This is a genomic window from Sphingobium sp. JS3065, from assembly GCF_026427355.1.
In the GTDB taxonomy this organism is placed as follows: Bacteria; Pseudomonadota; Alphaproteobacteria; order Sphingomonadales; family Sphingomonadaceae; genus Sphingobium.
Genome location: NZ_CP102664.1, coordinates 2402442 through 2427674, shown reverse-complemented (window position 1 = coordinate 2427674; position 25233 = coordinate 2402442). Strand labels below are relative to the sequence as shown.

The 25233-nt window shown below is 65.3% G+C and carries 24 protein-coding genes; 10 read left to right on the top strand and 14 right to left on the bottom strand.

Annotated elements, in window-relative coordinates:
- Positions 1-6 precede the first annotated feature (6 nt).
- Positions 7-1227, top strand: coding sequence for an MBL fold metallo-hydrolase (locus tag NUH86_RS11800; RefSeq protein ID WP_267252121.1), 1221 nt, complete (start codon positions 7-9; stop codon positions 1225-1227).
- Between the two features lie 184 nt (positions 1228-1411).
- Here NUH86_RS11800 and uvrB read toward each other — a convergent pair whose 3' ends face one another.
- A complete protein-coding gene (uvrB, locus tag NUH86_RS11795; protein ID WP_267249685.1) occupies positions 1412-3595 on the bottom strand; it encodes an excinuclease ABC subunit UvrB in 2184 nt (727 codons plus the stop codon).
- A gap of 52 nt (positions 3596-3647) precedes the next feature.
- On the opposite strand from uvrB, the gene NUH86_RS11790 reads away from it, so the two are divergent.
- Positions 3648-4184, top strand: coding sequence for a DUF3617 domain-containing protein (locus NUH86_RS11790; protein ID WP_267249684.1), 537 nt, complete (start codon positions 3648-3650; stop codon positions 4182-4184).
- 181 nt (positions 4185-4365) lie between these two features.
- On the top strand, positions 4366-4863 hold the full coding sequence (locus NUH86_RS11785) for a DUF3617 domain-containing protein (RefSeq protein WP_267249683.1): 498 nt from the start codon (positions 4366-4368) through the stop codon (positions 4861-4863).
- A gap of 115 nt (positions 4864-4978) precedes the next feature.
- Here NUH86_RS11785 and NUH86_RS11780 read toward each other — a convergent pair whose 3' ends face one another.
- On the bottom strand, positions 4979-6265 hold the full coding sequence (locus NUH86_RS11780; RefSeq protein WP_267249682.1) for a citrate synthase: 1287 nt from the start codon (positions 6263-6265) through the stop codon (positions 4979-4981).
- Between the two features lie 17 nt (positions 6266-6282).
- A complete protein-coding gene (gene gltX / locus NUH86_RS11775; RefSeq protein ID WP_267249681.1) occupies positions 6283-7737 on the bottom strand; it encodes a glutamate--tRNA ligase in 1455 nt (484 codons plus the stop codon).
- A gap of 47 nt (positions 7738-7784) precedes the next feature.
- Here gltX and NUH86_RS11770 point away from each other — a divergent pair, with 47 nt between their 5' ends.
- Positions 7785-9929, top strand: a complete 2145-nt coding sequence (locus tag NUH86_RS11770; RefSeq protein ID WP_416365367.1) for a ComEC/Rec2 family competence protein — start codon at positions 7785-7787, stop codon at positions 9927-9929.
- On the opposite strand, the gene lexA is transcribed toward NUH86_RS11770, so the two are convergent.
- Positions 9920-10606, bottom strand: a complete 687-nt coding sequence (gene lexA, locus NUH86_RS11765) for a transcriptional repressor LexA (RefSeq protein WP_267249679.1) — start codon at positions 10604-10606, stop codon at positions 9920-9922. The two genes, NUH86_RS11770 and lexA, sit on opposite strands and share 10 nt — an antisense overlap.
- Positions 10607-10760: 154 nt before the next feature.
- On the opposite strand from lexA, the gene NUH86_RS11760 reads away from it, so the two are divergent.
- Positions 10761-10919 carry a hypothetical protein gene (locus tag NUH86_RS11760; protein ID WP_267249678.1) on the top strand — a complete coding sequence of 53 codons (159 nt, stop codon included), beginning with the start codon at positions 10761-10763 and terminating at the stop codon, positions 10917-10919.
- An 88-nt stretch (positions 10920-11007) separates the two neighbouring features.
- Here the strand turns inward: NUH86_RS11760 and NUH86_RS11755 are convergent, their stop codons facing one another.
- The 8 genes from NUH86_RS11755 to NUH86_RS11720 all read right to left on the bottom strand — a co-directional run bounded on the left by NUH86_RS11755 (position 11008) and on the right by NUH86_RS11720 (position 19159).
- Positions 11008-12189, bottom strand: coding sequence for a molybdopterin molybdotransferase MoeA (locus NUH86_RS11755; protein ID WP_267249677.1), 1182 nt, complete (start codon positions 12187-12189; stop codon positions 11008-11010).
- The gene (gene moaC, locus NUH86_RS11750; protein ID WP_267249676.1) at positions 12186-12686 is read right to left on the bottom strand and encodes a cyclic pyranopterin monophosphate synthase MoaC; all 501 of its coding nucleotides are present in this window, start codon (positions 12684-12686) and stop codon (positions 12186-12188) included. The genes NUH86_RS11755 and moaC overlap by 4 nt, the downstream gene beginning before the upstream one ends.
- Complete coding sequence (gene trpC, locus NUH86_RS11745; protein WP_267249675.1) at positions 12683-13474, bottom strand: indole-3-glycerol phosphate synthase TrpC; 792 nt, start codon at positions 13472-13474, stop codon at positions 12683-12685. The genes moaC and trpC overlap by 4 nt, the downstream gene beginning before the upstream one ends.
- Positions 13471-14463: an anthranilate phosphoribosyltransferase gene (gene trpD / locus NUH86_RS11740; RefSeq protein ID WP_267249674.1), complete on the bottom strand. Its 993-nt coding sequence runs from the start codon at positions 14461-14463 to the stop codon at positions 13471-13473. Before trpD ends, trpC begins: the two co-directional genes overlap by 4 nt.
- 77 nt (positions 14464-14540) lie before the next feature.
- Positions 14541-15131, bottom strand: a complete 591-nt coding sequence (locus NUH86_RS11735; RefSeq protein ID WP_267249673.1) for an anthranilate synthase component II — start codon at positions 15129-15131, stop codon at positions 14541-14543.
- Between the two features lie 128 nt (positions 15132-15259).
- Complete coding sequence (locus NUH86_RS11730; RefSeq protein ID WP_267249672.1) at positions 15260-15664, bottom strand: RidA family protein; 405 nt, start codon at positions 15662-15664, stop codon at positions 15260-15262.
- Positions 15665-15728: 64 nt separating this feature from the next.
- The gene (locus tag NUH86_RS11725) at positions 15729-18293 is read right to left on the bottom strand and encodes a TonB-dependent receptor plug domain-containing protein (RefSeq protein WP_267249671.1); all 2565 of its coding nucleotides are present in this window, start codon (positions 18291-18293) and stop codon (positions 15729-15731) included.
- Positions 18294-18571: 278 nt separating this feature from the next.
- On the bottom strand, positions 18572-19159 hold the full coding sequence (locus NUH86_RS11720) for a TlpA family protein disulfide reductase (protein ID WP_267249670.1): 588 nt from the start codon (positions 19157-19159) through the stop codon (positions 18572-18574).
- Positions 19160-19214: 55 nt separating this feature from the next.
- Between NUH86_RS11720 and argH the strand changes: the two genes are divergently transcribed.
- From argH to NUH86_RS11695, 5 genes are read left to right on the top strand one after another with little or no spacing between them, the layout of a single operon-like run.
- A complete protein-coding gene (gene argH, locus NUH86_RS11715; protein WP_267249669.1) occupies positions 19215-20594 on the top strand; it encodes an argininosuccinate lyase in 1380 nt (459 codons plus the stop codon).
- Entirely contained in the window at positions 20594-20857 is a 264-nt protein-coding gene (locus NUH86_RS11710; protein WP_267249668.1) for a hypothetical protein, read from the top strand. Before argH ends, NUH86_RS11710 begins: the two co-directional genes overlap by 1 nt.
- A 34-nt stretch (positions 20858-20891) precedes the next feature.
- Complete coding sequence (gene lysA / locus NUH86_RS11705; RefSeq protein WP_267249667.1) at positions 20892-22172, top strand: diaminopimelate decarboxylase; 1281 nt, start codon at positions 20892-20894, stop codon at positions 22170-22172.
- Positions 22172-22930 carry a precorrin-2 dehydrogenase/sirohydrochlorin ferrochelatase family protein gene (locus NUH86_RS11700; RefSeq protein ID WP_267249666.1) on the top strand — a complete coding sequence of 253 codons (759 nt, stop codon included), beginning with the start codon at positions 22172-22174 and terminating at the stop codon, positions 22928-22930. Before lysA ends, NUH86_RS11700 begins: the two co-directional genes overlap by 1 nt.
- Positions 22927-23880: a zinc transporter ZntB gene (locus NUH86_RS11695; RefSeq protein ID WP_267252120.1), complete on the top strand. Its 954-nt coding sequence runs from the start codon at positions 22927-22929 to the stop codon at positions 23878-23880. The genes NUH86_RS11700 and NUH86_RS11695 overlap by 4 nt, the downstream gene beginning before the upstream one ends.
- A 21-nt stretch (positions 23881-23901) precedes the next feature.
- Here NUH86_RS11695 and NUH86_RS11690 read toward each other — a convergent pair whose 3' ends face one another.
- Together NUH86_RS11690 and NUH86_RS11685 are read right to left on the bottom strand one after the other, a co-directional pair.
- Positions 23902-24525, bottom strand: coding sequence for a response regulator transcription factor (locus NUH86_RS11690; RefSeq protein ID WP_267249665.1), 624 nt, complete (start codon positions 24523-24525; stop codon positions 23902-23904).
- Between the two features lie 49 nt (positions 24526-24574).
- The gene (locus NUH86_RS11685) at positions 24575-25216 is read right to left on the bottom strand and encodes a TetR/AcrR family transcriptional regulator (RefSeq protein ID WP_267249664.1); all 642 of its coding nucleotides are present in this window, start codon (positions 25214-25216) and stop codon (positions 24575-24577) included.
- Positions 25217-25233: the final 17 nt, after the last annotated feature.

Genomic DNA, 25233 nt, shown 5'->3' with positions numbered 1-25233 from the left:
GACGGCATGGGCCGCATAGCAGGAAAAATCGTGAAGGCTTTGGGTGTCGGGCTGCTGTTCCTGGTGGTCGCGCTGTGCCTGGCGGTGACCATCGTTCCGCCCTTTCTCGACCGCATCTATTATGAAGGACCGGTCAGCCGCCACTATGACGGCGCGCGCTTCTTCAATCCCGACGGGGAAATCCAGTTTCCCGCGCCGCCGGGCAGCAACCGGCAGGGCTTCATGGCGCGCTGGCTGATGGGGCAGGACGATCGCCCCTCCTGGCCGGATATGGTGGCGGTCAAGCCCTCTCGTCCGCCCGCTTTCGCCGCGCCTCGCGGCATGGCGGCGACCTGGGTGGGCCATGCGACCGTGCTGGTGCAGGCGGCGGGCCTCAACATATTGACCGACCCGATCTGGTCGGACCATGCCAGCCCCTTTCCCCCCATCGGGCCGAAGCGGGTGGCGCCGCCGGGGGTGCGCTTCGACGATTTGCCGAAGATCGACCTCATCGTCATCAGCCACGATCATTATGATCATATGGACATTCCCACGCTGAAAAAGCTGTGGGAGCGGGACCGGCCGAAGATCGTCACCAGCCTGGGCAACGATACGATACTGAAGGCCAACGGCATCCCGTCGACGGCGCTGGACTGGGGCCAGTCGGTGTCCGGCGCGGCGCTGAACGGCCTGGGCGGCGGCACGGTGATCCAGTGCGAGAATTACGAGCATTGTCCCGATTATCGCGTCCATGTCCTGCGCAGCCATCATTGGAGCAGCCGCTGGGGCACGGACCGCCGCCGGGCGCTGTGGTCGAGCTTCTTCATAGAAACGCGGGCGGGGAACATCTTCTTCACCGGAGACACCGGCGCGGGGGACATGGCCTGGCCGGAGGAAGCGGCCCGGCTGGGGCCGATCAGGCTGGCGCTGATTCCGATCGGGGCCTTCCGTTTCTATCCGGGGCAGATGCAGTCGGACGCGCATGTCGGGCCGGAACAGGCCGTGCGGGTGTTTGAAAAGCTGCAGGCGGCGACCGCGATTCCCATCCATTGGGGCACGTTCCGCCTGTCCTATGAGAAATGGGATACGCCGCCCCGGATGCTGGAACTTTATCTGCGCTGCGAAGGGATCGAACGGAAACGCTTCGCCCCGCTCAGGATCGGACAGTCGATCCTGGTGCCGGCCTATTCCCCCGTCCCGCAAGGCCCCAAACGCTGCGATCAGAGAGCCATCGCCGCACTAAAATAAAAATTCCTCCCTACGCGCAGCGTGGGGAGGGGGACAGCCGCCGAAGGCGGTGGTGGAGGGGAAATTCGGAGGTCGTGCCCCATTCCCCTCCACCACCGCTTCGCGCGTCGAAGAGAGTCACGTGCCTCCCTTCGACCCTCCCATCTCCCGATGGGGAGGAACAGGCCAGGTCCGCACCCATCCGCTACCGCCCGAATTTCTTCTGCACCTTCCCGTAGCGCAGCTTGCGCGTCCCCGGCTTCCCCTCCGTAGCCCGTCCCCTCGGCGCCGCCACCTGCTGATCGGCGGGCAGCCCAAGCTCCTCCGCCTCCAGCTTCCGGATTTCATCGCGGATCCGCCCGGCTTCCTCGAACTCCAGGTCCGCCGCCGCGGCGCGCATCTTCTTCTCCAGATCCTCGATATAGGCGCGCAGATTATGGCCGACGAGATGCGGCCGATCCTCCAGCCCCGTTTCCACCGTCACCTGATCCTTCGACGCGACATGGGCGATGATGTCGCCGATATTGCGCTTGATGGTGGTCGGGGTGATGCCATGCGCGGCATTATATTCCATCTGCTTCTCGCGCCGCCGCGACGTTTCGCCCAGCGCCCGCTCCATGCTGCCCGTCACCCGGTCGGCATAGAGGATCACGCGCCCCTCGACATTGCGCGCCGCCCGCCCGATCGTCTGGATCAGCGAGGTTTCGGACCGCAGGAAACCCTCCTTGTCCGCATCCAATATCGCCACCAGCCCGCATTCGGGAATATCCAGCCCCTCGCGCAGCAGGTTGATGCCGATCAGCACGTCATAGACGCCCAGCCGCAAGTCGCGGATCAACTCGATACGCTCCAGCGTCTCGACATCCGAATGCATGTAGCGGACCTTGATGCCCGCCTCATGCATGAACTCGGTCAGGTCTTCGGCCATCCGCTTGGTCAGCGTCGTGACGAGCGTGCGATAGCCCTGCGCGGTGACCTTGCGGCATTCGTTGATCAGGTCGTCCACCTGATCCTCGACCGGCTTGATCTCGACCGGCGGGTCGATGAGGCCCGTGGGGCGGATGACCTGCTCGGAAAATACGCCCCCCGTCTGCTCCATCTCCCACGGGCCGGGCGTCGCCGAAACCGACACCGTCTGCGGCCGCATCGCGTCCCACTCGTTAAAGCGCAAAGGCCGGTTGTCGATGCAACTCGGCAGGCGGAATCCATATTCGGCCAGCGTGATCTTCCGCCGATGGTCGCCCCGCGCCATCGCCCCGATCTGCGGCACGGTCTGGTGGCTTTCGTCCACGAACAGCAGCGCATTTTCCGGCAGATATTCGAACAAAGTCGGCGGCGGCTCGCCCGGCAGACGCCCGGTGAGGAAGCGCGAATAATTTTCGATCCCCGCGCAGCTTCCGGTCGCCGCGATCATTTCCAGGTCGAAATTGGTCCGCTGCTCCAGCCGCTGCGCCTCCAGCAGCTTGCCCTCGCCGGTCAGTTCCTTCAGCCGCTCCGCCAGTTCGAAACGGATCGCCTCCATTGCCTGCTTCAACGTCGGCCCCGGCGTCACATGGTGCGAATTGGGAAAGACCTTCACATAGTCCAATGAAGCGATCTTCTTCCCCGTCAGCGGATCGAATTCGACAATCTCCTCGATCTCATTGCCGAAGAAGCTGACCCGCCACGCCGTATCCTCATAGTGAGAGGGGAATATCTCCAGATTATCCCCCTTCACCCGGAAATTCCCGCGCGCGAAGGCGGCGTCGTTGCGCTTGTACTGCAACGCCACCAGCTTGCGGATGATATCCCGCTGGTCCTCGATCTGGCCCTTCTTCATCGCGAAGGTCATGGCCGAATAAGTCTCGACCGATCCGATGCCGTACAGGCAGGACACGGACGCCACGATGATCACATCGTCCCGCTCCAGCAAGGCGCGGGTGGCCGAGTGGCGCATCCGGTCGATCGCCTCGTTTACGCTGGACTCCTTCTCGATATAGGTGTCCGACCGCGCCACATAGGCTTCGGGCTGGTAATAGTCGTAATAGCTGACGAAATATTCGACGGCGTTTTCGGGGAAGAAGTTCTTGAACTCGCCATAAAGCTGCGCCGCCAATATCTTGTTCGGCGCCAGCACGAGGGCAGGCCGCTGCAAAGCCTCGATCACCTTCGCCATGGTGAAGGTCTTGCCCGAACCGGTGACGCCCAGCAGCACCTGGTCCTTCTCGCCCTGGAGCGCCGTATCCACCAGTTCGGCGATGGCGGTCGGCTGGTCGCCCGACGGTTCATAGTCGGAAACCAGCTTGAACGGCCGCCCGCCCTCGCTCTTTTCCGGGCGCGCGGGGCGGTGTGGGACGAAGCCTTCGCCGGTCTCCGGCTCGTCCAATGTAGTGCGGATTTGAATTGTCATCGTCCCTTGATATGGTCCCGCCTCAAGCGGGGCGCAACAGGGAGGATAAGCCATGCGCAAAACCATGTGGGGCCTGATGGGAACGGCAATTCTGTTGGGGTCTTGCGGCGACAAGCCGTCTGGCCAGCCCCAGACCAAGGAAGAAGTCAGGCAAGAGGTGCAGAAGGTCCAGCTCAAGCCCGGCCAGTGGGAGGGCACTTATGAACTGATCGACATCGACATGCCCAACATGCCGGGCGGCGGCGATCAGATGAAAGAGCAGATGAAGAAGATGATGAGCCGCACCTCGATCAAATATTGCGTCTCGCCGGAAGAAGCGGCCAACCCCAGCGGCAAGATGTTCTCCGGCCAGGAGAATAAGGACTGCACCTACAAGGGCTTCGACGCCAGCGGCGGGTCGGTGAAGGGGGAGATAAGCTGCAAGTCGCAGGGCGGCACGATGAACGCCGTCATGTCCGGCGATTATGCGCCCGAAAGCTATCAGATGAACATGGACATGAAGATGAGCGGCGCGCCCAACGGCATGAACATGAGCATGAAGGCCAGGACCAGCGGCAAGTGGATCGGCACGGCCTGCGCGGCGAAATGAGCGCAGGCCCGGCGCGCCGGTTCTGCGAGCCATGGCATCCTCCGGTGCGATGAGAAATTCCTCTTGCGCTTTTCGAGACTTGGCGCGAGCGTCTCCCGGTTCCGCCAAAGCATTTTGAAGTCGGCAGGAAACGGCCGGCGGCTCGCAAAATGCGTGAACCAGCGAGAACAGGGGAGAGGATATGCAGAAAGTTGCGCTGGCGGCGTTGCCGCTCGCTCTCGGCTTGGCGGCCTGTGGCGGCAAGCCGGAACCCGCACCCGAAACCGCCGAAGCGCCCATCGTCATGAAGGCGGGCGAATGGACGCTCACCCGAAAGACCACCGGATACAACACCCCCACCGTCACCCCGGCCGAATATCAGGTCGCGTTGAAGCAGGTCAGCGAGGAAAAGATCTGCATCGCCGTGGATGCGGCGGGCGTGCCCGACGCGAACGCGCTCGCGGGGGCAGAGGGCAAGGACTGCACCTATAAGGACAAGCTGATCCGCAAGGGCCGGTTGATCGCGACGCTCGCCTGTACTTCGGGCAAGGGCACCTCCGAAATCGTGCTGGAGGGCAATTTCACCGCCGACACGCTGACTTTGGGCAGCACCATGACCAAGACGGAGGGCGGAAGCCCCGTCCTGCGCACCACCCATGACGTCACCGGCAAGCGCGACGGGGAATGCACCAAGAGCTGAGGGGGCTCTTTGCCGCTCCGGGGCAGACATGGCAGAGCGTGATCCGCCTATGTTCGGCTGAAACAAAAACGGCGCCCGATGGGCGCCGTTTCCGTTTTTTCGCTGTCAGCGCCGTTTAGCGCTTTTCGACCGGCACATAGTCGCGCTGCGCGGGACCGGTGTAAAGCTGGCGCGGACGGCCGATCTTCTGCGCTGGGTCGGAAATCATTTCGTTCCACTGCGCGACCCAGCCGACGGTACGGGCGAGCGCGAAGAGCACGGTGAACATCTCGGTCGGGAAACCGATGGCCGACAGGATCACGCCCGAATAGAAGTCGACATTCGGGTAGAGCTTCTTCTCGATGAAATAGGGATCGTTGAGCGCGATCTGCTCCAGTTCCTTCGCCACGTCGAAGATGGGGTCGCTGACGCCCAGCTTGGCCAGGACGTCCTTCGCGGTCTTCTGCATGACGGTCGCGCGCGGATCGTAATTCTTGTAGACGCGGTGGCCAAAGCCCATCAGGCGGAACGGATCGTCCTTGTTCTTGGCGCGGGCGATATATTCCGGAATGCGGTCGACGGTGCCGATCTCACGCAGCATGTTGAGCGCGGCTTCGTTCGCGCCGCCATGCGCCGGACCCCACAGGCAGGCGATGCCCGCCGCGATGCAGGCGAAGGGGTTGGCGCCCGAAGAACCGGCCAGACGCACGGTCGAGGTCGATGCGTTCTGTTCATGGTCGGCGTGGAGGGTGAAGATCTTGTCCATCGCGTCCACCACGACCGGATCGATGACATATTCTTCCGCCGGGACGGAGAAGGTCATGTTCAGGAAGTTGGCGGTGTAGCTGAGGTCGTTGCGCGGATAGACGAAGGGCTGACCCACCGAATATTTATACGCCATGGCCGCGATCGTCGGCATCTTGGCGATCAGGCGGTGGCTGGCGATCCTGCGCTGCTCCGGATCGTTGATGTCGGTCGAATCATGGTAGAAGGCCGACAGCGCGCCGACAACGCCGCACATGATCGCCATCGGGTGCGCGTCGCGGCGGAAACCGCGGTAGAATGTGGTGAGCTGTTCGTTCACCATGGTGTGGCGCGTGATGGTACGGGTGAAATCCTCCAAATCCTTCTTCGACGGCAGTTCGCCGTTGAGCAGGAGGTAGCTGACCTCCATGAAGCTGGACTGTTCGGCAAGCTGGTCGATGGGATAGCCGCGGTGCAGCAGCACGCCCTTGTCGCCATCGATATAGGTCAGGCCCGAATCGCAGCTTGCGGTCGACGTGAAGCCGGGATCGTAGGTGAACATGCCGGTGTTGGCGTAGAGCTTGCGAACGTCGATGACCTGCGGGCCAACCGTGCCGTTCAGAATGGCATAATCCTTGGCCTCACCCCCGACGCTCAAAGTGGCATTGTTATCCGACATGCTGTTCTCCTGATACTTTAATTGGCCGGTGCGTGCCTCACAGCGGCCAATCGTTCCAAGCTCTCCGCCTTCCCCAGAAGGAAAAGGACGTCGAAAATTCCCGGCGAAACCGCGCGTCCGGTCAACGCCGCGCGCAACGGCTGCGCGACCTTTCCAAGCCCGAGGCCGGCATCCTCTGCCACGTGGCGTATTGCTTCCTCGATCGCTTCGACCGTCCAGGACTGGATGGGTGCAAGAGCGTCGGCTGTCTGTCCCAGCAGCGCACGCGCGGAGTCGTCTAGCAGAGCAAGGGCCTTCTCGTCAAAATCGAGCGGGCAATTTTTGAACAAATACTCCGCGCCTTCGGCAATTTCGTTAAGCGTCCTGGCGCGGGGCTTCAGCGAAGCCATGGCGTCGGTCAGCAGTTTCTCGCCGCCATCGGGCAATGCGATGCCCAGCCTTGCCGCGATCCGGGGCGCGACCAGCGCTGCCAGGCGCGCATCGTCGGCTTCGCGCAGATAATGGCCGTTCAGATTTTCCAGCTTCTTGATGTCGAAGCGCGAAGGCGAGCGGCCGACGCCCGCTATGTCGAACAGTTCGACGGCCCGGTCGCGGGAGATGATCTCCTCATCGCCATGGCCCCAGCCCAGACGCAACAGATAGTTGAGCACCGCTTCGGGCAGCATCCCCATTTCGTCGCGATAGGCATCGACGCCCAGCGCGCCGTGCCGCTTGGACAGCTTGGCCCCGTCCGACCCGTGGATCAGCGGGATATGGGCGTAGACGGGTTCTTCCCAATTCATCGCCCTTATGATGCCTAGCTGGCGGAAGGCGTTGTTGAGATGGTCGTCGCCGCGAATGACGTGGGTGACGCCCATGTCATGATCGTCGACCACCACGGCCAGCATATAGGTGGGCGTGCCGTCGGAGCGCAGCAGGATCATGTCGTCCAGCTCCGCATTCTGGACGACGACGCGGCCCTGCACGGCGTCCTCTATGACGGTTTCGCCTTCACGGGGCGCTTTCAGGCGGATGACGAAGGGCGCGCCTTCGGGCGCTTCGGAGGGATCGCGGTCGCGCCAGCGTCCGTCATAGCGCATCGGTTGTCTGGCGGCGCGCTGCTGTTCGCGCAATTCGGCCAGTTCCTCCGGTGTCGCATAGCAGCGATAGGCATGGCCGCCCGCCAGCAACTGGTTCGCCACTTCGGCATGGCGCGGGGTGCGCTCGAACTGGAAGACGGCGGGTTCGTCGCCGCCCAGGCCCAGCCAATCGAGGCCGTCGAAAATGGCGGCCACGGCTTCCTCCGTGGAGCGGGCGCGGTCGGTATCCTCGATCCGCAGCAGGAACCTGCCGCCATGATGGCGCGCGAACAGCCAGTTGAAAAGCGCGGTGCGCGCGCCGCCGATATGCAGAAAACCGGTAGGCGAGGGCGCAAAACGGGTTACTACCTGTTTGTTCGAACCCGTGGCGCTCACCGCTTCATTCCCTGACATTCGCCCCGATTCCACTTGGCCCATTCATGATCGCGTCGCCCCCTAGCATGGCTTTCGAGCCACGACAAACCTCCGATGTCACTTCCGTCCGGGCGGGAGCGGGACGGCTTTGGCGCGGCCTGGAACTTTGGCTGGAGGAAGAGCGGGAGCGGCTGCCGCTTTGGGTTCCGGTCGCTTTGGGGACGGGCATCGCGGCCTGGTTCGTCCTGCCCAACAGGTTGGAATGGCTTGCCTTTTGTTGCGCCATGCTGGCGGCGGCGTGCGGCGCGCTTGTCCTGCCGCCCGGTGGACGGGTGCGCCGGGCGATTCTGGCGGGCAGCCTCTTGGCCTGCGCGGGGTGCCTGCTGGTCTGGGCGAAAGCGATGATGTGGGGGGCGCCGCCCTTGCCTCATGCGGCCTTTGTCGAACTGACGGGGGAGGTCCGGTCGGTCGACAGGCTGCCTGCGCGGCAGATGAGTCGCGTGCTGGTGCGTCCTGTCGGCATGCCTGCGCTGCCGTCCCTGATACGCATCAATCTTGACGACGCGATTGCCCCGGCGGGCGTGGGGGATGGGGCGATCATCCGTTTCCGGGCGAGGCTGATGCCGCCCGCGCCGCCAAGCCTGCCGGGTGGCTATGATTTTGCGCGGCGCGCCTATTTCGACGGGATCGGCGCGACCGGGCGCGCCCTGCGGCCCATTTCCGTCCTGCGGCCAGCGACGGCGGAACCGCCGCTGCGGGCGCGGCTGTTCGCGCATATATTGGAACGGGCGCCGGGACAGGGGGCCGGCATCGCCGCCGCTCTGGCGACTGGGGATCAGGGGGCGATCGCCGAAGCCGATGCCGCGGCGATGCGGCGGAGCGGGCTTGCCCATCTGCTGTCGATCAGCGGGCTGCACGTCACGGCGTTGATCGCGGCGGTGATTTTCCTGTCGATGCGGGTGATGGCGCTCAGCCGGCGGGCGGCGCTCGATTGGCCGTTGATGCTGGTCGCGGCGTGCGGCGGCGCTTTGGCGGGCATTGGCTATACGCTGCTGACCGGGGCGGAAGTGCCGACCGTGCGGTCCTGCGTCGCCGCCATGCTGGTGCTGGGCGGGCTGGCGATGGGGCGGGATGCGATCACGCTCAGGCTGGTGGCGGCGGGGGCGCTGGCGGTGCTGCTGCTCTGGCCCGAAGCGCTGGTGGGGCCGAGTTTCCAGATGAGCTTCGCCGCCGTGGTCGCCCTGGTGTCGCTGGGGGAGCATCCCCGCTTCCGCGCTTTCCTGTCGGCGCGGGACGAGGCGATGTGGCGCCGGGTGGCGCGCAATCTTGTCGGCATGCTGGCGACCGGGTTGGCCGTCGAACTGGTGCTGGCGCCGATCGCGCTTTTTCATTTTCACAAGGCGGGCGTGCTGGGGGCTGTCGCCAATCTGGTGGCCATACCGCTGACCACCCTGGTCGTCATGCCGCTGGAGGCGACGGCTTTGCTGTTGGACCTGGGCGGATGGGGCGCGCCCTTCTGGTGGCTCACGGCGCGGGCGCTGGACCTGTTGCTGCTGGTCGCGCATGGGGTGGCGTCCAGCCCCTGGGCGGTGGTTCTGGCTCCCGCGCAATCGGGGCTGGCGTTCGGCCTGATCCTGTTGGGCATGCTGTGTTGCCTGTTGTGGCGAAGCCGGTGGCGCTGGGCGGGGCTGATGCCGGTGACGGCCGGGGTGGCGATGGTGCTGACAAGCTCCGTGCCTTCCATCCTGATAAGCGGGGACGGTCGCCACGTCGCGGTCCGCACCGCGAATGGCGGCATGGCGATGCTGCGTGAACGGGCGGGCCGCTATGTGCGCGACGCCATGATGGAGAGTGTCGGTTATGACGGCGCGCTGGAGGCGATGGCGGCGCTGCCGCAAGCGCGCTGTTCTGCCGATCTCTGCGCTGTCCGTCTGACGGGCGGGGGCCGGAACTGGAACCTGTTGCTGACGCGGAGCGGCATGCGGATCGACAATGGGATATTGACGCGGGATTGCGCGCGCTCCGACATCGTCGTCAGCGACCGGCGCTTGCCGGGTTTCTGCCGCCCCCGCTGGCTGAAGGTCGATCGACAGTCCCTGGCCTCGACCGGCGGCCTTGCGATCGATCTCGACCATGGCGGCATAAGGCGGGTGAAGGCCTGGAATGACGAGCATCCCTGGGTGGCGCGGCCCGCGACCCGGCCGCGCCGATTCCCCGGACGTCAGTTATAGCGCCGCAGCAATCCGGCCAGCTTGCCCTGTATGCGGACCTGCCGGGGATCGTAGATTTGCGGTTCATAGGCGCCATTGGCGGGATCGAGCCGAACCTTCTGCCCCTCCCGCCGGAAATATTTGAGCGTAGCCTCATTCTCGTCGATCAGCGCGACCACGATCTGCCCCTCCCTCGCCACGTCGGTCCGTTGGATGAGGGCGAAGTCGCCGTCGAGTATGCCCGCTTCGACCATGGAATCCCCCGCCACTTCCAGCGCATAATGATCCCCGGTGCCCAGCAGGGCGGCGGGCACGGAGAGCATATTCTGCCCCTCCAGCGCCTCTATCGGCACGCCCGCGGCGATGCGGCCGTGCAGCGGAATCTCCACTATGTCATTGGCGGCGACCGGCGGCTTGCTTATCGCCGACCCGGTCGCCAGGGCCGTGGTGGCAGGCGCGACGGGCTTGGGCGCGCGATGCATGGCGTCGGGCAGCTTGAGCACTTCCAGCGCGCGGGCGCGATTGGGCAGGCGGCGGATGAAGCCGCGTTCCTCCAATGCGTTGATCAGGCGGTGAATGCCGGATTTGGACCGCAAATCCAGCGCTTCCTTCATCTCCTCGAAAGAAGGGGAGACGCCTCCCTCCTCCAGCCGGGTCTGAATGAAGCTCAGCAATTCCTGTTGCTTGGGTGTCAACATCTCGCCTTACCCTCTTTAGAACGGATGGAGAACGCATAGGAAACGGACAGGGGTAAGTCAAGCGCCTAACGGTTCGCCGCATTTGCGGGAACGCGGCGGCGAGCGGGCCGTTTACACGACTGCCTTCCTGGAAGAAGGCGAATAGGAGAGTAAGATGCCCAACCAGAATAATCAGGGCGGCGGTCAACGCCGCGATCAGCAGGGCGGCGACCGCTCCAGCCAGGGCGGACGTCAGCAGCAGCAGGAAAATCGCCAGGGTCAGATGGGCGACGAAAGCCGCAAGGACAAGGCGCCCGATAAGCAGCAGCGCTGAAAAGGGTTGGCCGTCGTTCAGGACATGATCTGAATGCAGCCGCTTCAACAGGACTGCACTGGAAGGGGTCGCTTCGCGGCCCCTTTCCTTATGTAAGGGGCAGGACCGTGACGGAAGCGCCGGCCTGGGCGGCGGTTGAACCGGCGGCGCGCAAGATGAGACAGTCGGCCATCGCCAGGGCGGCCGTGGCGGCGCTGTCCTGCGAGGTTACCGAAACGACGCCCGCTTCGGTGCGGAAGGCGCGCAGATAGTCATCCCGTTCTCCGGTGGCGGGAAGGGGAGCGGAGAGGGTTGCTGGCGCCGTGCGGGGCAGGGGCGATGCGGCGCCCATCAAGTGGCGGACCAACGGCAGCAGGAACAGCGTCGCGGTGACGAAGGCCGACACGGGATTGCCGGGCAGGCCCAGGAAGATGGCGGACCCCAGCGTGCCTGCCATGAGCGGCTTGCCGGGGCGCATGCGGATCTTCCAGAAATCGAGCGAGCCACCCGCGCGGGCGAAGGCCGGGCGGACGATGTCATGATCCCCCACCGACGCGCCGCCGGTCGACACGATGATGTCGGCCTGCCCGGCGCGGGCGAAGGCCTGGGTCACGTTGTCGAGATCGTCGGGCACGATCCCCAGGTCGATGACGTCGCAGGGCAGGCTGCCCAGCAGCGCGGCCAGCATGGGGGCGTTGGAGGAGGGAAGCTGGCCCTCCACGGCAGGCGCGCCGGGCGGGACCAGTTCGTTGCCGGTGGAAATCAGGGCGATGCGCGCGCGCCGGGCGACGGGCAAGGCGCCATGGCCGCCCAGCACGGCAAGGGCGATCTGCGCGGGGCCGAGCGCAGCGCCCCTCTTCAAAAGAAGGCCGCCCTTGTGGAAGTCCGAGGCGGCGGCGCGGACATTGCGGCCGAGCGCCAGCGCGCCGCCCAATCCCCGCAGGAGCGTTTCGTCCCGCGCCGCATCCTCCTGGATCAGGACGCTGTCCGCGCCCTGGGGCAGGGGAGCGCCCGTGAAGATGCGGCAGGCTTCACCGGGGGCCAGGGGCGGAGGAAGCGGCCCGCCCGCCGCGCTTTCGGCGGCGACCCGCCATGGCCCAGGCCATTCGCTTGCGCGGATCGCATAGCCGTCCATCGCCGACAGATCGGCCCAGGGCTGGTCGCGCAGGGCGGCGATATCTTCGGTCAGCCAGCGACCGGCGCAGGCGGCAACGGCCACATGCTCCGTCGGCAGCGGCGTCGCGAGCGCCATCAGGCGGCTTTGCGCTTCCGCGACGGGGAGCAGGCTCATGCCGCTTGCCCGTCCCCGCCGGTCCGGTTCCCCGCGGTCCAGTCGCCGGACTTGCCGCCGGTCTTGGCGAGCAGGCGCACGTCGCCGATGATCATGCCCTTGTCGAGCGCCTTCGCCATGTCGTAGACGGTCAGCAGCGCCACCGTCGCGGCGGTGAGCGCCTCCATCTCGACACCTGTCTGGCCCGCCGTTTTCGCGGTGGCGGTGACGGTGACGCCGCCCTCGTCCAGATCGAGGTCGATGCTGACGGAACTGAGCGCGATCGGATGGCAAAGCGGGATCAGGTCGGCGGTCCGCTTGGCGGCCATGATCCCGGCCACGCGGGCGACGGCCAGCACATCGCCCTTCTTCACCAGCCCCTGCGCGATGGCGGCGGCGGCTTCCGCGCTCATGCCGATGCGGCCGGTGGCGACGGCCTGACGCGCCGTCACCGCCTTGGCCGAGACGTCGACCATATGGGCCGAACCGTCATCGTCCAGATGGGTGAGCCTGCTCATCGCCCTGTCAGCAGATTGCGGGTGGCCGCTTCGACATCGGCCTGTTTCATCAGCGTTTCCCCGACCAGGAAGCAGCGCACGCCATGGTTCGACATGGCGATCAGGTCGTCATGGCCGCCGATGCCGCTTTCCGCGACGAAGGTGCAGCCTTCCGGCGCCCGCTCGACCAGTTCATAGGTGCGGGCGAAGTCCACGGTGAAGTCGCGCAGGTCGCGATTGTTGACGCCGATCAGGCGGGAGCGCAGCTTCATCGCCCGTTCCAGTTCCTGCGCGTCATGCACTTCGACCAGCGCGTCCATGCCCAGGCCAAGGGCCGCGTCCTCTATTTCCGCCATCTGATCGTCGTCCAGCGCGGCGACGATGATCAGGATCGCGTCCGCGCCCAGCGAGCGGCTTTCCAGCACCTGCCACGGATCGACGATGAAATCCTTGCGCAGCACCGGCAGGGCGCAGGCGGAACGGGCGGCCATCAGATAATCGTCATGGCCCTGGAAATAGGGTTCGTCGGTCAGCACCGACAGGCAGGCCGCGCCCCCGGCGGCATAGGCCTGCGCATGGGCGGGCGGGTCGAAATCCGGGCGGATCAGGCCCCTGGACGGGCTGGCCTTCTTGACCTCCGCGATCAGGCCGAAGCCGGAGCGGGCGGCATCGTCCAGCGCCTTGCGGAAGCCGCGCGGGGGCGTCTGCTCGGCGGCGCGGGCGTGCAGCGTGGAAACGGTGATCGCGGCCTTGCGGCGGGCGACTTCCTCCCGCTTCACATCGCAGATTTCGATCAGCTTGTTGGTCATGGGTAGGCAATCCAGCAATTGAGGAGCGCGTTGGCAAGGCCCCGGTCGATGGTTTCGGCGGCTTCCTCCACCCCTTCGCGGAAATCGGATACGGCGTCCGCGACGACAAGGGCGGCGGCGGCGTTCAGCAGCACCGCGTCCCGGTAAGGCCCCGCTTCGCCTTGCAGCAGGGCGCGCAGGGCGGCGGCGTTATAGGCGGGATCGCCGCCCTTGATCGCTTCGACCGGGTGGGTGGATAGGCCGAGTTCGGCGGCGGTCAGTCGACGCATGGCGACCAGCCGGTCGCCTTTCACTTCCGCCAGTTCATTGCCCCCTGCCAGCGACAATTCGTCCAGCCCCTCGTCACCGGACACGATCAAGGCATGGTCGACGCCGAGTTCCGCTATCGCCTCCGCATAGACGGGGACATAGTCGGGGCGGGCGATGCCGACCAGTTGACGGCGCACCCCCGCCGGATTGGCGAGCGGACCCATCAGGTTGAAGATGGTGCGTTCGCCGATCGCCTTGCGGATCGGACCCAGGCGTTTGAGCGCGGGGTGATAATTTTGCGCGAAGAGGAAGCAGATGCCAAGGTCGGCCAGCGTCGCTTCGGCGGTTTGCGCGGCGCGGTCGAGATCGAGGCCGAGCGCTTCGAGCGTGTCGGCTGCCCCTGCCTTGGAGGAGGCGGCGCGGTTGCCATGCTTGGCGACGGGCACGCCTGCGGCGGCAACCACCAGGGATACGGCAGTCGACACGTTAAGGGTGTGGTGGCCGTCTCCGCCCGTGCCGCATACGTCTATCGCGCCGGGCGGAGCAGCGACCGGGATCGTGCGGGCGCGCATGGCACGGGCGGCGGCGGCGATTTCCGTGGCCGTCTCGCCGCGCCGGGCCATGGTGACGAGGAAGCTGGCGATCTCCCCTTCGGGCAGGTCGGCATCGAACAGCAGGTCGAAGGCCGTGGCGGCCTGTTGCGCGTCGAGCGGAGTAGCGGGATCGGGCAGGCGTGTCATCGACGCTGCCTTAATCATGGGATGGCGCCGGAGTCGAGTGGGCGGGGTTGCAAGACAGGAAAAAGCGCCTCAGGCCCTCAGGCCGCCACGCGCTGCTGAACGGGGATGCCCGCGATCCGCATGAAATTCGCCAGCATGTCATGGCCATGTTCGGTGGCGATGCTTTCCGGGTGGAACTGGACCGAATGGATCGGCAGGTCGCGGTGGCGGAAGCCCATGACGGAGCCGTCCTCGCTGGTGGCGTTGACGATGAGGGTGTCGGGAATATTCTCCACGATCAGCGAGTGGTAGCGGGTGGCGGTGAAGGGCGAAGGCAGTCCTTCGAACAGGCCGGTGCCGTCATGGCTGACGGGGGAAGTCTTGCCGTGCATCAGGCCGCCGCGCACGACCTTTCCGCCGAAATGCTGGCCGATCGACTGGTGGCCCAGGCACACGCCCAGCAGCGGCGCGCCCGCATCCGCGCAGGCGGCGACCAGGTCCAGGCTGACGCCCGCCTCATTGGGGGTGCAGGGGCCGGGGGAGAGCAGGAACGCCTGCGCGCCGGTGGAAAGCGCCTGGCCCGCGGAAATGGCGTCGTTGCGGACGACCTCCACCTGCGCGCCCAGTTCCATGAGATAATGGACCAGGTTCCAGGTGAAGCTGTCGTAATTGTCGATGACGAGGATCATGGGGAAGGCTTTAGCGCGCTATGGGGAGTTGGGGAAGTGGGAGTGGAATGGCGGAATCCGGATGATGTCAACCATTTCCCGCCATGACCCCAGCACCTTCTTCCCAGCGGGGGCCGGACGGCCTTCGCCTATTTGAAGCTCGCGATGCACTCGATTTCCAGCGGCGCGCCCCTTGCCAGGCCGTCGGCGCCGAACGCGCTGCGGGCGGGCAGCCGCTTGCCCTGGAAATAGCCGACATACACGTCGTTGAAGCGGGGCCAGTCCGCCATATCGTCCAGCATCACCGTGCATTTGACGACATGGCCGAAATCCAGGCCATTATCCTTCAATATCCTGCCGATCGAATCCATGGAGGAACGGACGGCGGCGTCGAAGCCTTCCTTATGCGGGTCCATGCCGGCGGGCGCCTGCCCGATCTGGCCGGAAAGATAGAGAATATCGCCTGCGCGCACGGCGGGGGAGAAGGGCAGCGGCTGTTGCGCCACCGATGGCGCGGCGCTGAAAGCCAGGAACAGGACAAGCCATTTCTTCATGCGCATGTTTCCCCGATGCGAAAAGGGCCGGTCCGTTTCCGGACCGGCCCCCCTTCGTGACGCTTTAGAACTTGAAGTCGAGACGGGCGTAGTAATAGCCGCCCGCCGAGCCGTAGGCGCCATGGCCATAATAGCCGTTCCAGGCCGTCGAACCATTTTCATAGGGCGACTGGCCGGGAAGGACGGTAACGCCGCTCAGCAGCTTGGGCTTTTCCGGGCGCTTGTCGAACAGGTTGTTCGCGCCGATAGAGAACGTCACGAAATCGGTGAAGTCATAGCCCAGTTCCAGATCGGTGATGCCCGTCGCCTTGACCACGCCATCGCGTTCAAGCGGCTGGCCGTTCATTGCCGCGGCGGTCAGGGCCGACCGGACGAGGATGCTGGTCTTGCCGTAGAAGGTCTGGCGCAGATTCGCGGAGAAGGGGCCGCTGGAGAAATTCAGGCCTGCAACGATCTTATATTCCGGCGAAGCGTCCTCGATATAGCTTTCGGACTGGGCGCTGAACAGTGCCGGGTTCTTGTTGTCCGTGATCTTCGTCTTGTTGTAGTTGGCATTGAGCGACAGGTCGAGCTTGCCGAAATCGAGCGCCACCGGATAATGGGCGGCGAAGTCGACGCCGTAGGTCTCCGTGTCGATCAGATTGGTGAAGCTGGCCACGCCCAGCGTCTGCAGCCCGGTGTCGAGCACCAGCCCGGTGGAAGCGATGGCGGCCAGGATATTCTGTGCGCCCGGCACTGGCTGGCCACCCTGGATGGCGGGTAGCGATGCGGTGGCGGAGATGCGATCCTTGATCTTGATATAATAGCCGTCGATCGTGATCGCCAGTTTCGGAACCGGCCGCAGAACGATGCCGGCCGAGAAGTTGGTTGATTTTTCAGGCCGCAGCGAATTGAAGCCCAGCAGCGTCGCGGCGGGCGAACCTGCCGGAAGCTGGAGGACGGCGCTGGTCGGGCCGACATTCACGGTCGAATAGAAAGATTCAGCCAATGTCGGTGCGCGGAAACCGGTGCTCGCCGTACCGCGGATCGCGAAGGCATCCGAGAAGTCGTAGCGCGTGGTGATCTTGCCGATCTTCGTATCGCCGAAATCGGTGTAATCCTCGTACCGGCCGGCGAGGTCGACCGTCCAGCCATCGACCGGCGAGACGATCAGGTTGATGTACGCTGCCTTGGAGCTGCGGCTATGCTTGCCGGCATCGACATCCTTGTATCCGGGGAAGGACTGAACGCCTTCCTTGTAGGTGGAAGCGTAGTCGCCCGCCACGATCTCGTACGTGTCGCGGCGATATTCGCCGCCGAAGGCGAGGGTCAGCGGTTCTGCCATGCCGACGTCGAATTCCTTGCGGATGTCCAGCGTGTTGGTCAACTGGCTCAGTTTGAATCCGCCGTCATAAGCGTCGGTGATCGTGCTGGGCGTTTCGGTTGAGCCGGGCTGGATGGAACGCAGGTAGGATTCGATCCAGAGCGCGCGGTGAGCGGAACCTATGGTCCAGATCTTGTTCTGGTCCGATCCGTAGGTCGTGCTGACGTCATAGTTCCAGCCCGATGCCTCGCCCTTAACCCCGATGGTCAAGCTGTATTCCTTCTGCTCCACCTTTTGCTGGGGGACCATGCCGAAGGTGCCCGTATCGCCGAAGCAGGTCGTCAGGTCGGTCGCGCTGCCGCAGATGCGGTTGGGCGGGCGATATCCCTGCTTCGCATAGCCCACGCGCCGGGACACGTCGCCGAAGCTGTAGAGTTCGATGCCGCCAAAATCATAGCCCATATTGTAGAACAACAGGTTGAGCTGCGATTTGGCCTGGCCGCCATTGATGCCGTTGAGGTCCAGATCGGCCCAGGCGGGATCGTAATAATTGTTGGTCGATCCGAACTGGCCGGGATAGGTGCCCGCGCTGTTGACATAGGGGTTGCCGTTGATGTCGGCCATGGTGACCTGACCGGTGCCGGTCGAGGTATAGCTCTGGCGGCGATGGAAACCGGTCAAGTTGAAATAGCCGTCTTCGCCCAGCTTGAAGCCGACATTGCCGGAAGCGGAGAAAAGTTCGCCCTCGCTGTTATAATATTGGCCGCCCGTCACCTTGAACGAGCCGCCCTCCGTCTGGTCCTTGAGGATCAGGTTGATGGCGCCCGCGATCGCGTCCGTGCCATAAACGGCGGCCGCGCCGTCCTGCAGCACTTCGATGCGTGATACCGCGTCCGGCGGGATCAGGTCGATGCTGGGCGCTGCCGAACCCTGGAACGGGCCGGCGATCACCTGAAGGATAGCCGAACCATGGCGGCGCTTGCCGTTGACCATGACCAGCGCGTGGTTGGGGCTGAGGCCGCGCAGGCGGGCCGACAGCGAGAAATTCGACATGTCGGTGCCCTGCGTCTGGGCAGTGAAGGACGGGACCATCTGGGTCAACGCCTGGTTGAGATTCGGCTGGCCGACATGGCTCAGCGCTTCCTCGCTGAACACCTGGACGGGCGCGGCGCTTTCGGCCGCCTGCATGCCGACGGCGCGGGTGCCGGTGACGATGATGGCGCCGCCGTCATCGCCCTGCGGCGATTGCGCTTCCTGGGCCATCGCGCAGGCCGACCAGGACGAGGCCAGCGCAAGTGAAAGTTTAAGAGCGGTCAATCTTGTCATCTATGCCCCCTGTTGCATTTTATCTTTGACAAGGGGGTCAACGAACAATTTGAGTTCAACCTCTACTGCGCCGCACAAAAAATTAAAGGAAATGAAATATTTCCGCGCTGTTTTAGGAAGAAAATCAGACGATATTGCTATGCTGCGAGGCGGGTTGACAATTGATAAGGACGCATCTGGCCATGCGCATTTTGCAAGAAACGCGCATGGCGGATTTTTGATATAGATTCGTTATATATCAATTCAGCTCAGCATGACGAATGGGGTGGGATCAGGGATCAACTTTTCAGCGCCGCCTCTATCAGCGCGCGTCCTTCCTTGCTGGCCCAGTCCATCGCGCCGATCACGCGGACCATTTCCTTGCCCTGCGCGTCATAGATGACGGTCGTCGGCAGCATACCCGTATTGTAATGGAAGCCGAACTGGTTTTCCGGGTCGATCCACCCCTTCAGATGCGGCAGCGGATGCTTTTCGAAAAAGGGCTTGATCACTGTTTCGCCCTGATTGTCCTGCGAGATGGTGAGGACGGCCAGGCCCTTCTTTCCATAATCCGCCGCCACCGCGTCCAGCGTCGGCATCTCCGCCACGCAGGGCGCGCACCATGTCGCCCAGAGATTGACCAGCATCGGCTTGCCCGTAAAATCGCTCAGCTTCGCATCGCTGCCGTCCGGGTTCTGGAAGGTGAAGTCGGGCGCGGGGGCGCCGGCCTTCGACCTGTCCAGCGTATAGCTGAATTCGCCGCCCTTGCCCGGAGCGCCGCTCTGCGCGGGGCCGGTCGCCTCTCCGCTGATGGCGTTCGGCCCTTGCCCGGCGGGCGGGGATTGCTTATCGCACGCGCCAAGGCCAGCCAGCAGGAGCAGTGTCATCACGCAAGGTAAAGATCGGAACGGGGAAGATCGCACGGGTAAAAGCTCCAACAGCATGTGGGGCGGACGCTTCGCGGCCGGTCCGGCTTCGGTCATGCGGGAGATAAATGCCTCGATCCCCTTCGACAAGCGCCTGTGGAAACAGGATATCGCCGGATCGAAGGCCCATGTCGCGATGCTGGCCAAGCAGGGCATCGTCGATGGCGAGGACGCGCAGGCGATTACCGAGGGGCTGACCCGCATCGCCGCCGAATATGAAGCCGATGGCGTGCCGGTGAACCTGGACCTGGAAGACATCCACATGGTCACGGAGTCGCGGTTGGCCGAACTGATCGGTCCGGCGGCGGGGCGGCTGCATACGGCACGCTCGCGCAACGACCAGGTGGCGACCGACTTCCGCCTCTGGGTGCGGGACGCCATCGATGAGGTCGAGGCGGGGCTGGAAGGCCTGCAGGCGATGCTGCTGACCCGTGCCGAGGAACATGCCGATACGGTGATGCCGGGCTTCACCCATCTCCAGTCCGCGCAGCCGGTGACTTTGGGTCATCATCTGATGGCCTATTATGAGATGGTCCGCCGCGACCGCAGCCGTTTTGCCGATGCGCGCGAGCGGGCGAACGAATGCCCGCTGGGCGCGGCGGCGCTGGCCGGGACCGGATTTCCCATCGATCGGCATGCGACGGCGGCGGCGCTCGGCTTCGCCAAGCCGACCGACAACAGCCTGGACAGCGTGTCGGACCGAGACTTCGCGCTCGATTACCTGATGGCCGCGACCCAGTGCAGCCTGCACCTCTCGCGCCTGGCGGAAGAGTTCATCATCTGGGCGAGCCAGCCCTTTGGCTTCGTCAAGCTGCCCGACGCCTATTCGACTGGCAGTTCCATCATGCCGCAAAAGCGCAATCCCGACGCCGCCGAACTGGTGCGCGGCCATGCCGGGCGGATCATGGGCTGCATGAACGCGCTTTGCGTGACGATGAAGGGCCTGCCGCTCGCTTATTCGAAGGACATGCAGGACGACAAGCCGCCGGTGTTCGAGGCGCATGACCTGCTGGGCCTGTCCATCGCGGCGATGACGGGCATGATCGAGACGGTGACGTTCCGCACCGACCGGATGCGCGGGCTGGCGGAAAGCGGCTTCGCCACCGCCACGGACCTGGCCGACTGGCTGGTGCGCGAGGGCGACGTGCCCTTCCGCGAGGCGCATCATATCACCGGCCGCGCCGTCGCGGCGGCGGAGGCGGCGGGCGTGCAGTTGGCCGATCTGCCGCTGGAAACGCTCAAGGCCATTGATGCGCGGATCGATGAGCGTATCTATGCGGTGCTGACGGTCGACGCCTCGGTCGCCAGCCGCAAGAGCCATGGCGGCACCGCGCCCGATCAGGTGCGGGCGCGGATCGCCGACGCTCGGAAGAACGCGAAAGGGCAGGACAAGTGATGACGGCACGGATCGCCAGGGGATGTGCGCTCGCCGCGCTTGCGCTGGCCTTGGCGTCCTGCGGCGGTCGCCAGCCGTTGAAGCCGGTGGCGGGCCAGAAGCTGCCCGCCGTGCCGGTGGGCGCGGCGACGGCGCCGACCGCCGCGCAACTCACCACGCCCACGGTTCAGGCGCGGCCGGAACGAAATGTCGAACTGCTGACCCAATCGAGGGTGCGGGGCGACGATCCGTTCGACCTGCCGCCCGAGAGCGATCCCCGCTAGATTTCGGCGCTGAGAATTTTAGGATAGACTGAACTTGGACCATTTTACCTATGTCGATGGCGCGATGCTGGTGGAGCAGGTGCCGATGGCGGAAATCGCCGCGCAGGTCGGCACGCCCGTCTATATCTATTCGACCGCGACCCTGACCCGCCATGTCGGCGTGTTCCGCGAAGGCCTGTCGCAGCTTGCCGATCCGCTGATCGCCTTCGCGGTGAAGGCCAATCCCAACGCCGCCGTGCTGGCTACGCTGGGAAGACAGGGTCTGGGCGCGGACGTGGTGTCGGCGGGCGAATTGCTGCGCGCCATCGCGGCGGGCATTCCCGCGGACCGCATCGTCTTTTCCGGCGTCGGCAAGACGGCGGCTGAGATGCGCATCGCGCTGGAAAAGGGCATCTACCAGTTCAATCTGGAAAGCGAACCGGAAGCGGAGATGCTGTCCGAGGTTGCGCTCTCCATGGGCAGGAAGGCGCCGGTCGCCTATCGCATCAATCCCGATGTCGATGCGGGCACCCATGCGAAGATTTCGACCGGCAAGTCGGAAAACAAGTTCGGCATTCCCTATGACCGGGCGCTGGCCAGCTATGCCGCCGCCCGCGACCTGCCGGGTTTGGATGTGCAGGGCGTGGCGGTGCATATCGGCAGCCAGCTCACCGACCTGACCCCGCTGGAAGCCGCCTTCGTCAAGGTCGGCGCGCTGATCGAAAAGCTGCGCGGTGAAGGTCATGACATCCGCACCGCCGACCTGGGTGGCGGCCTGGGCGTGCCCTATGATCCCTCGCAGCCCCTGCCGCCCAGCCCCGCCGACTATGGCGCGATGGTGACGCGGATCACGCAGGGCTGGAACGTCCGCCTGATGTTCGAACCGGGGCGTCTGATCGTCGGCAATGCGGGCGTGCTGCTGTCGCAGGTGGTGCGGGTGAAGCAGGGCGCGCAGGCCCCGTTCGTGATCGTGGACGCGGCGATGAACGACCTGCTGCGCCCCAGCCTCTACGATGCCTGGCACGACATCCGCGCCGTCCAGCCGAGCGGCGAGCGGGCCGCCGCCAATGTGGTGGGGCCGGTGTGCGAGACGGGCGACACCTTCGCCATGCATCGCGACATGGATGTGGTGGGCGCGGGCGATCTGGTCGCCTTCATGACCGCGGGCGCCTATGGCGCGACGATGGCGAGCACCTATAACAGCCGCGCCCTGACCCCAGAAGTGCTGGTGTCCGGCGACAAATGGGCCGTGGTCCGCGCCCGTCCGCCTATCGAGACGCTGATCCAGGGCGACAATATTCCGGCCTGGATAGCATCAGAGGGCGTGCAGGACTGATGCAAAGCCTGCCCGTCTTCCTGCGGCTGCACGGGCGGGCCGTCATCCTGACCGGCAAGGGCGAGGCGGCGGAAGCCAAGCGCCGTCTGCTCGAACGGGCCGGCGCGCATGTCGTGGGCGAGGCGGAAGAGGCCGCGCTCGCCATCGTGTCGGATGGCGACGAGGCGGCGGTGGCCCGGCTTCGGGCGCGGGGCATATTGGTGAACGCCACCGACCGGCCGGACCTGTGCGATTTCACCCTGCCAGCGATTGTCGACCGCGATCCGGTGCTGATCGCCATCGGCACGGGCGGCGCGTCGGCGGGACTGGCCAAGGCGCTTCGGCAACGGATAGAGGCTTTGCTGCCGGCGCGGTTAGGCACGCTGGCGACGGCGCTGCATGATGCGCGGGGCGCGATCCGGGCGCGCTGGCCCGACGCGGCGGCGCGGCGGCGGGCGATCGATGCCGGGCTGGCGGCTGGTTGCGTGATCGACCCGCTGTCGGACAAGGCGGCCGATGCCGTGCCGGACTGGCTGGCCCAAGGCGCCGATGCGCAGGCCGATCGGCTGGAAAGGATAAGACTGCTCTCAGCCGATCCCGACGACCTCACCCTGCGCGCCGCGCGCCTGCTGGGCGAAGCGGATCGCCTCTACCACATGCCCGATGTGCCTGCGGCGATCCTCGACCGCGCCCGCGCCGACGCTGTGCGCATTGCGGCGAACAGGCCGCCCGATCAACCGGGCGCGGGCTTGTCGCTCTGGCTGGAGATCGCGCCATAAGCCGGGTCTTCCTCATCGACGGCGGCGAGGCGCATGAAATCTCGCTGGACGCTTTTTGCACGCGGACAGAGGATGCCCCGTTCAGTTGGGTCCATGCCGATGGCTGGCGGGAGGATGCCCGCGCCGTGGCGCTCCGCTGCGATCATATGCCCGAAGCCGCGCTGTCCGCCCTGTTGGCGCAGGAAACCCGGCCGCGCTGCACGCTGATGGCGCATGGCGCGCTGGTGAACCTGCGCGGGCTGGGCGCGGAGGAGGACGGGGTGGGCGATCCACTCGTGTCGATCCGCCTGTGGGCCGAACAGGCGCGGGTCATCTCCGTCAGCTATCGTCCGCTCGCCGCGATGGAGCCGGTGACGGCGCAGATGCTGGCGGGCAAGATCCGCGATCCGGGCGACCTGATCGCCGCCTTCGCGCAGCAGATCACCGAAGCGCTGGACCCCGAAGTCGCCGATCTGGGCGATGGCCTGGACGAGATCGAAAGCGCGCTAACTGAACATGGCCCGACCGAGGCCCGCCGCCGCGTGTCGGAAATCCGTGCGACGGCGATCAGCTATCGCCGCTTCATCGCGCCGCAGCGGCAGGCGCTGGAAAGATTGTCCGCCGCCGACGCGCCCTGGCTGGAGCCTGACGACCGGCTGCACCTTCAGGAAGCCGCCGACCGCTGCGCCCGCATGGCCGAGGAACTGGAGGCGGTGCGCGAGCGATCCGCGCTCGCCCATGAAGAGCTGACCGACCTGCGCGCCGAGCAGATGAACCGGCAGGCGCTGATCATTTCGGTGGTGGCGCTGGTTTTCCTGCCGCTGACCTTTGTGACCGGCCTGCTGGGCATGAATGTCGACGGGATTCCCTATGCCCATGAACCCTGGGCCTTTTGGGGCGTGGTCGGGGTCTGCGGCGCCATGGCGGCCGGGATCAGCGGCTGGTTCGCCGCGACGCAGTGGTTGAAGTAGATGAGGCTGAAGTGAAGGGCGTCAGTTCCGCGTCGCGTTGAGCCGCGCAATCTCGTCATGCAGCGCCTGGATCGAGGACACCAGCCGCGCCCGGTCCGCCTGCATTTCCGCCAGCGCGTCCCGCGTTTCCCCCAGTTCCAGAGCGCGGCGGGCGATGCGGGCGTCCAGTTCGGCGTTATGCCGGGCCAGCGTGTCGACCTGCTCGGCCCGGGCGCACAGATGGCGCAGCCGCGCATCCAGCAGGTCGAAATCGAAGGGCTTCACCACATGGTCGTCGGCGCCCGCTTCCAGCGCTTCGACGGCGGACGGCTTGTCCTGCCGCCCGCCGATCATGACGAAGCAGGCATTGTCGGCCAGGCCCGCGGCGCGAATCTTCCGCATCGTCGTCAGGCCGGGCATCAGGGTCATCCCCATGTCGATCAGGATGATGTTCACGGGACGGCCGACCAGCATGTTGAGCGCGGTGAAGCCGTTTTCGGCCAGAGCCACGTCATAGCCCAGATGGGACAGGCGCCGCGCCACGACCGCCCGCGACGTGGCGTCTTCGTCGATCAGCAGAAGACGCGGCCGCCGCGCCGCTCGCGCTGCTTCCTGGGCCTGTGCCGGTCGCGGCCGGCTGATCCTGTCGGGTTTCCAGAATTGCATAAGTCCCACCTTTTGCCGCGCAGAATAGGATGGGCGCGCAAAGAAATGGTTAACGCGGGTCCGGCGCATAAATGCGCATGAAACAGTCCAGCCCATGGGCGACGTCGGCCTCGATCTGGGCGGGCGTCACCTGATCGACCTGGCCCCATACCAGCATTTGATGGCATCCCGAAAACATCAGCGTGGCGAAGGTGCGTGCCGCCCGTTCCGCATCGGCCCGGCGCAGCAGGCCACGATCCATGGCCCGTTCCATGAAATCGGTGACCAGCCGCCGGGTCTGGCCGGGGGCATATTGGTAGAAGAGGGCGCCCATTTCGGGAAAGCGCCCGGATTCGGACACGACCAGCCGGTAAAGCGCAACGTTGTCGGGCGACGTGATCGTCGTGAGCAGGTTCAGCCCCAGCGTGCGCAAAGTCCGCTCCAGATCGTCGTCAACGTCCAGTATTTCGGCCAGCCGCGCGTGATAGGCCGTGGTCGCGTCCTCCAGAAAGGCGGCGAACAGCGCTTCCTTGGAGGGGAAATAGCTCCACAACGTGCCCTTCGACCCCCCCAGCGCGGCGGCGATCGCCGACATCGTCGTGGCGGCATAGCCATATTCCAGGAAGGACCGCGAGGCGACGTCCAATATCGCCTTGCGCCGTTCGCGACGGCGCGTTTCCCGGCGGTTGAGAGGAGGAGCGGACTGTGTCATGAAATCGTACCATATAG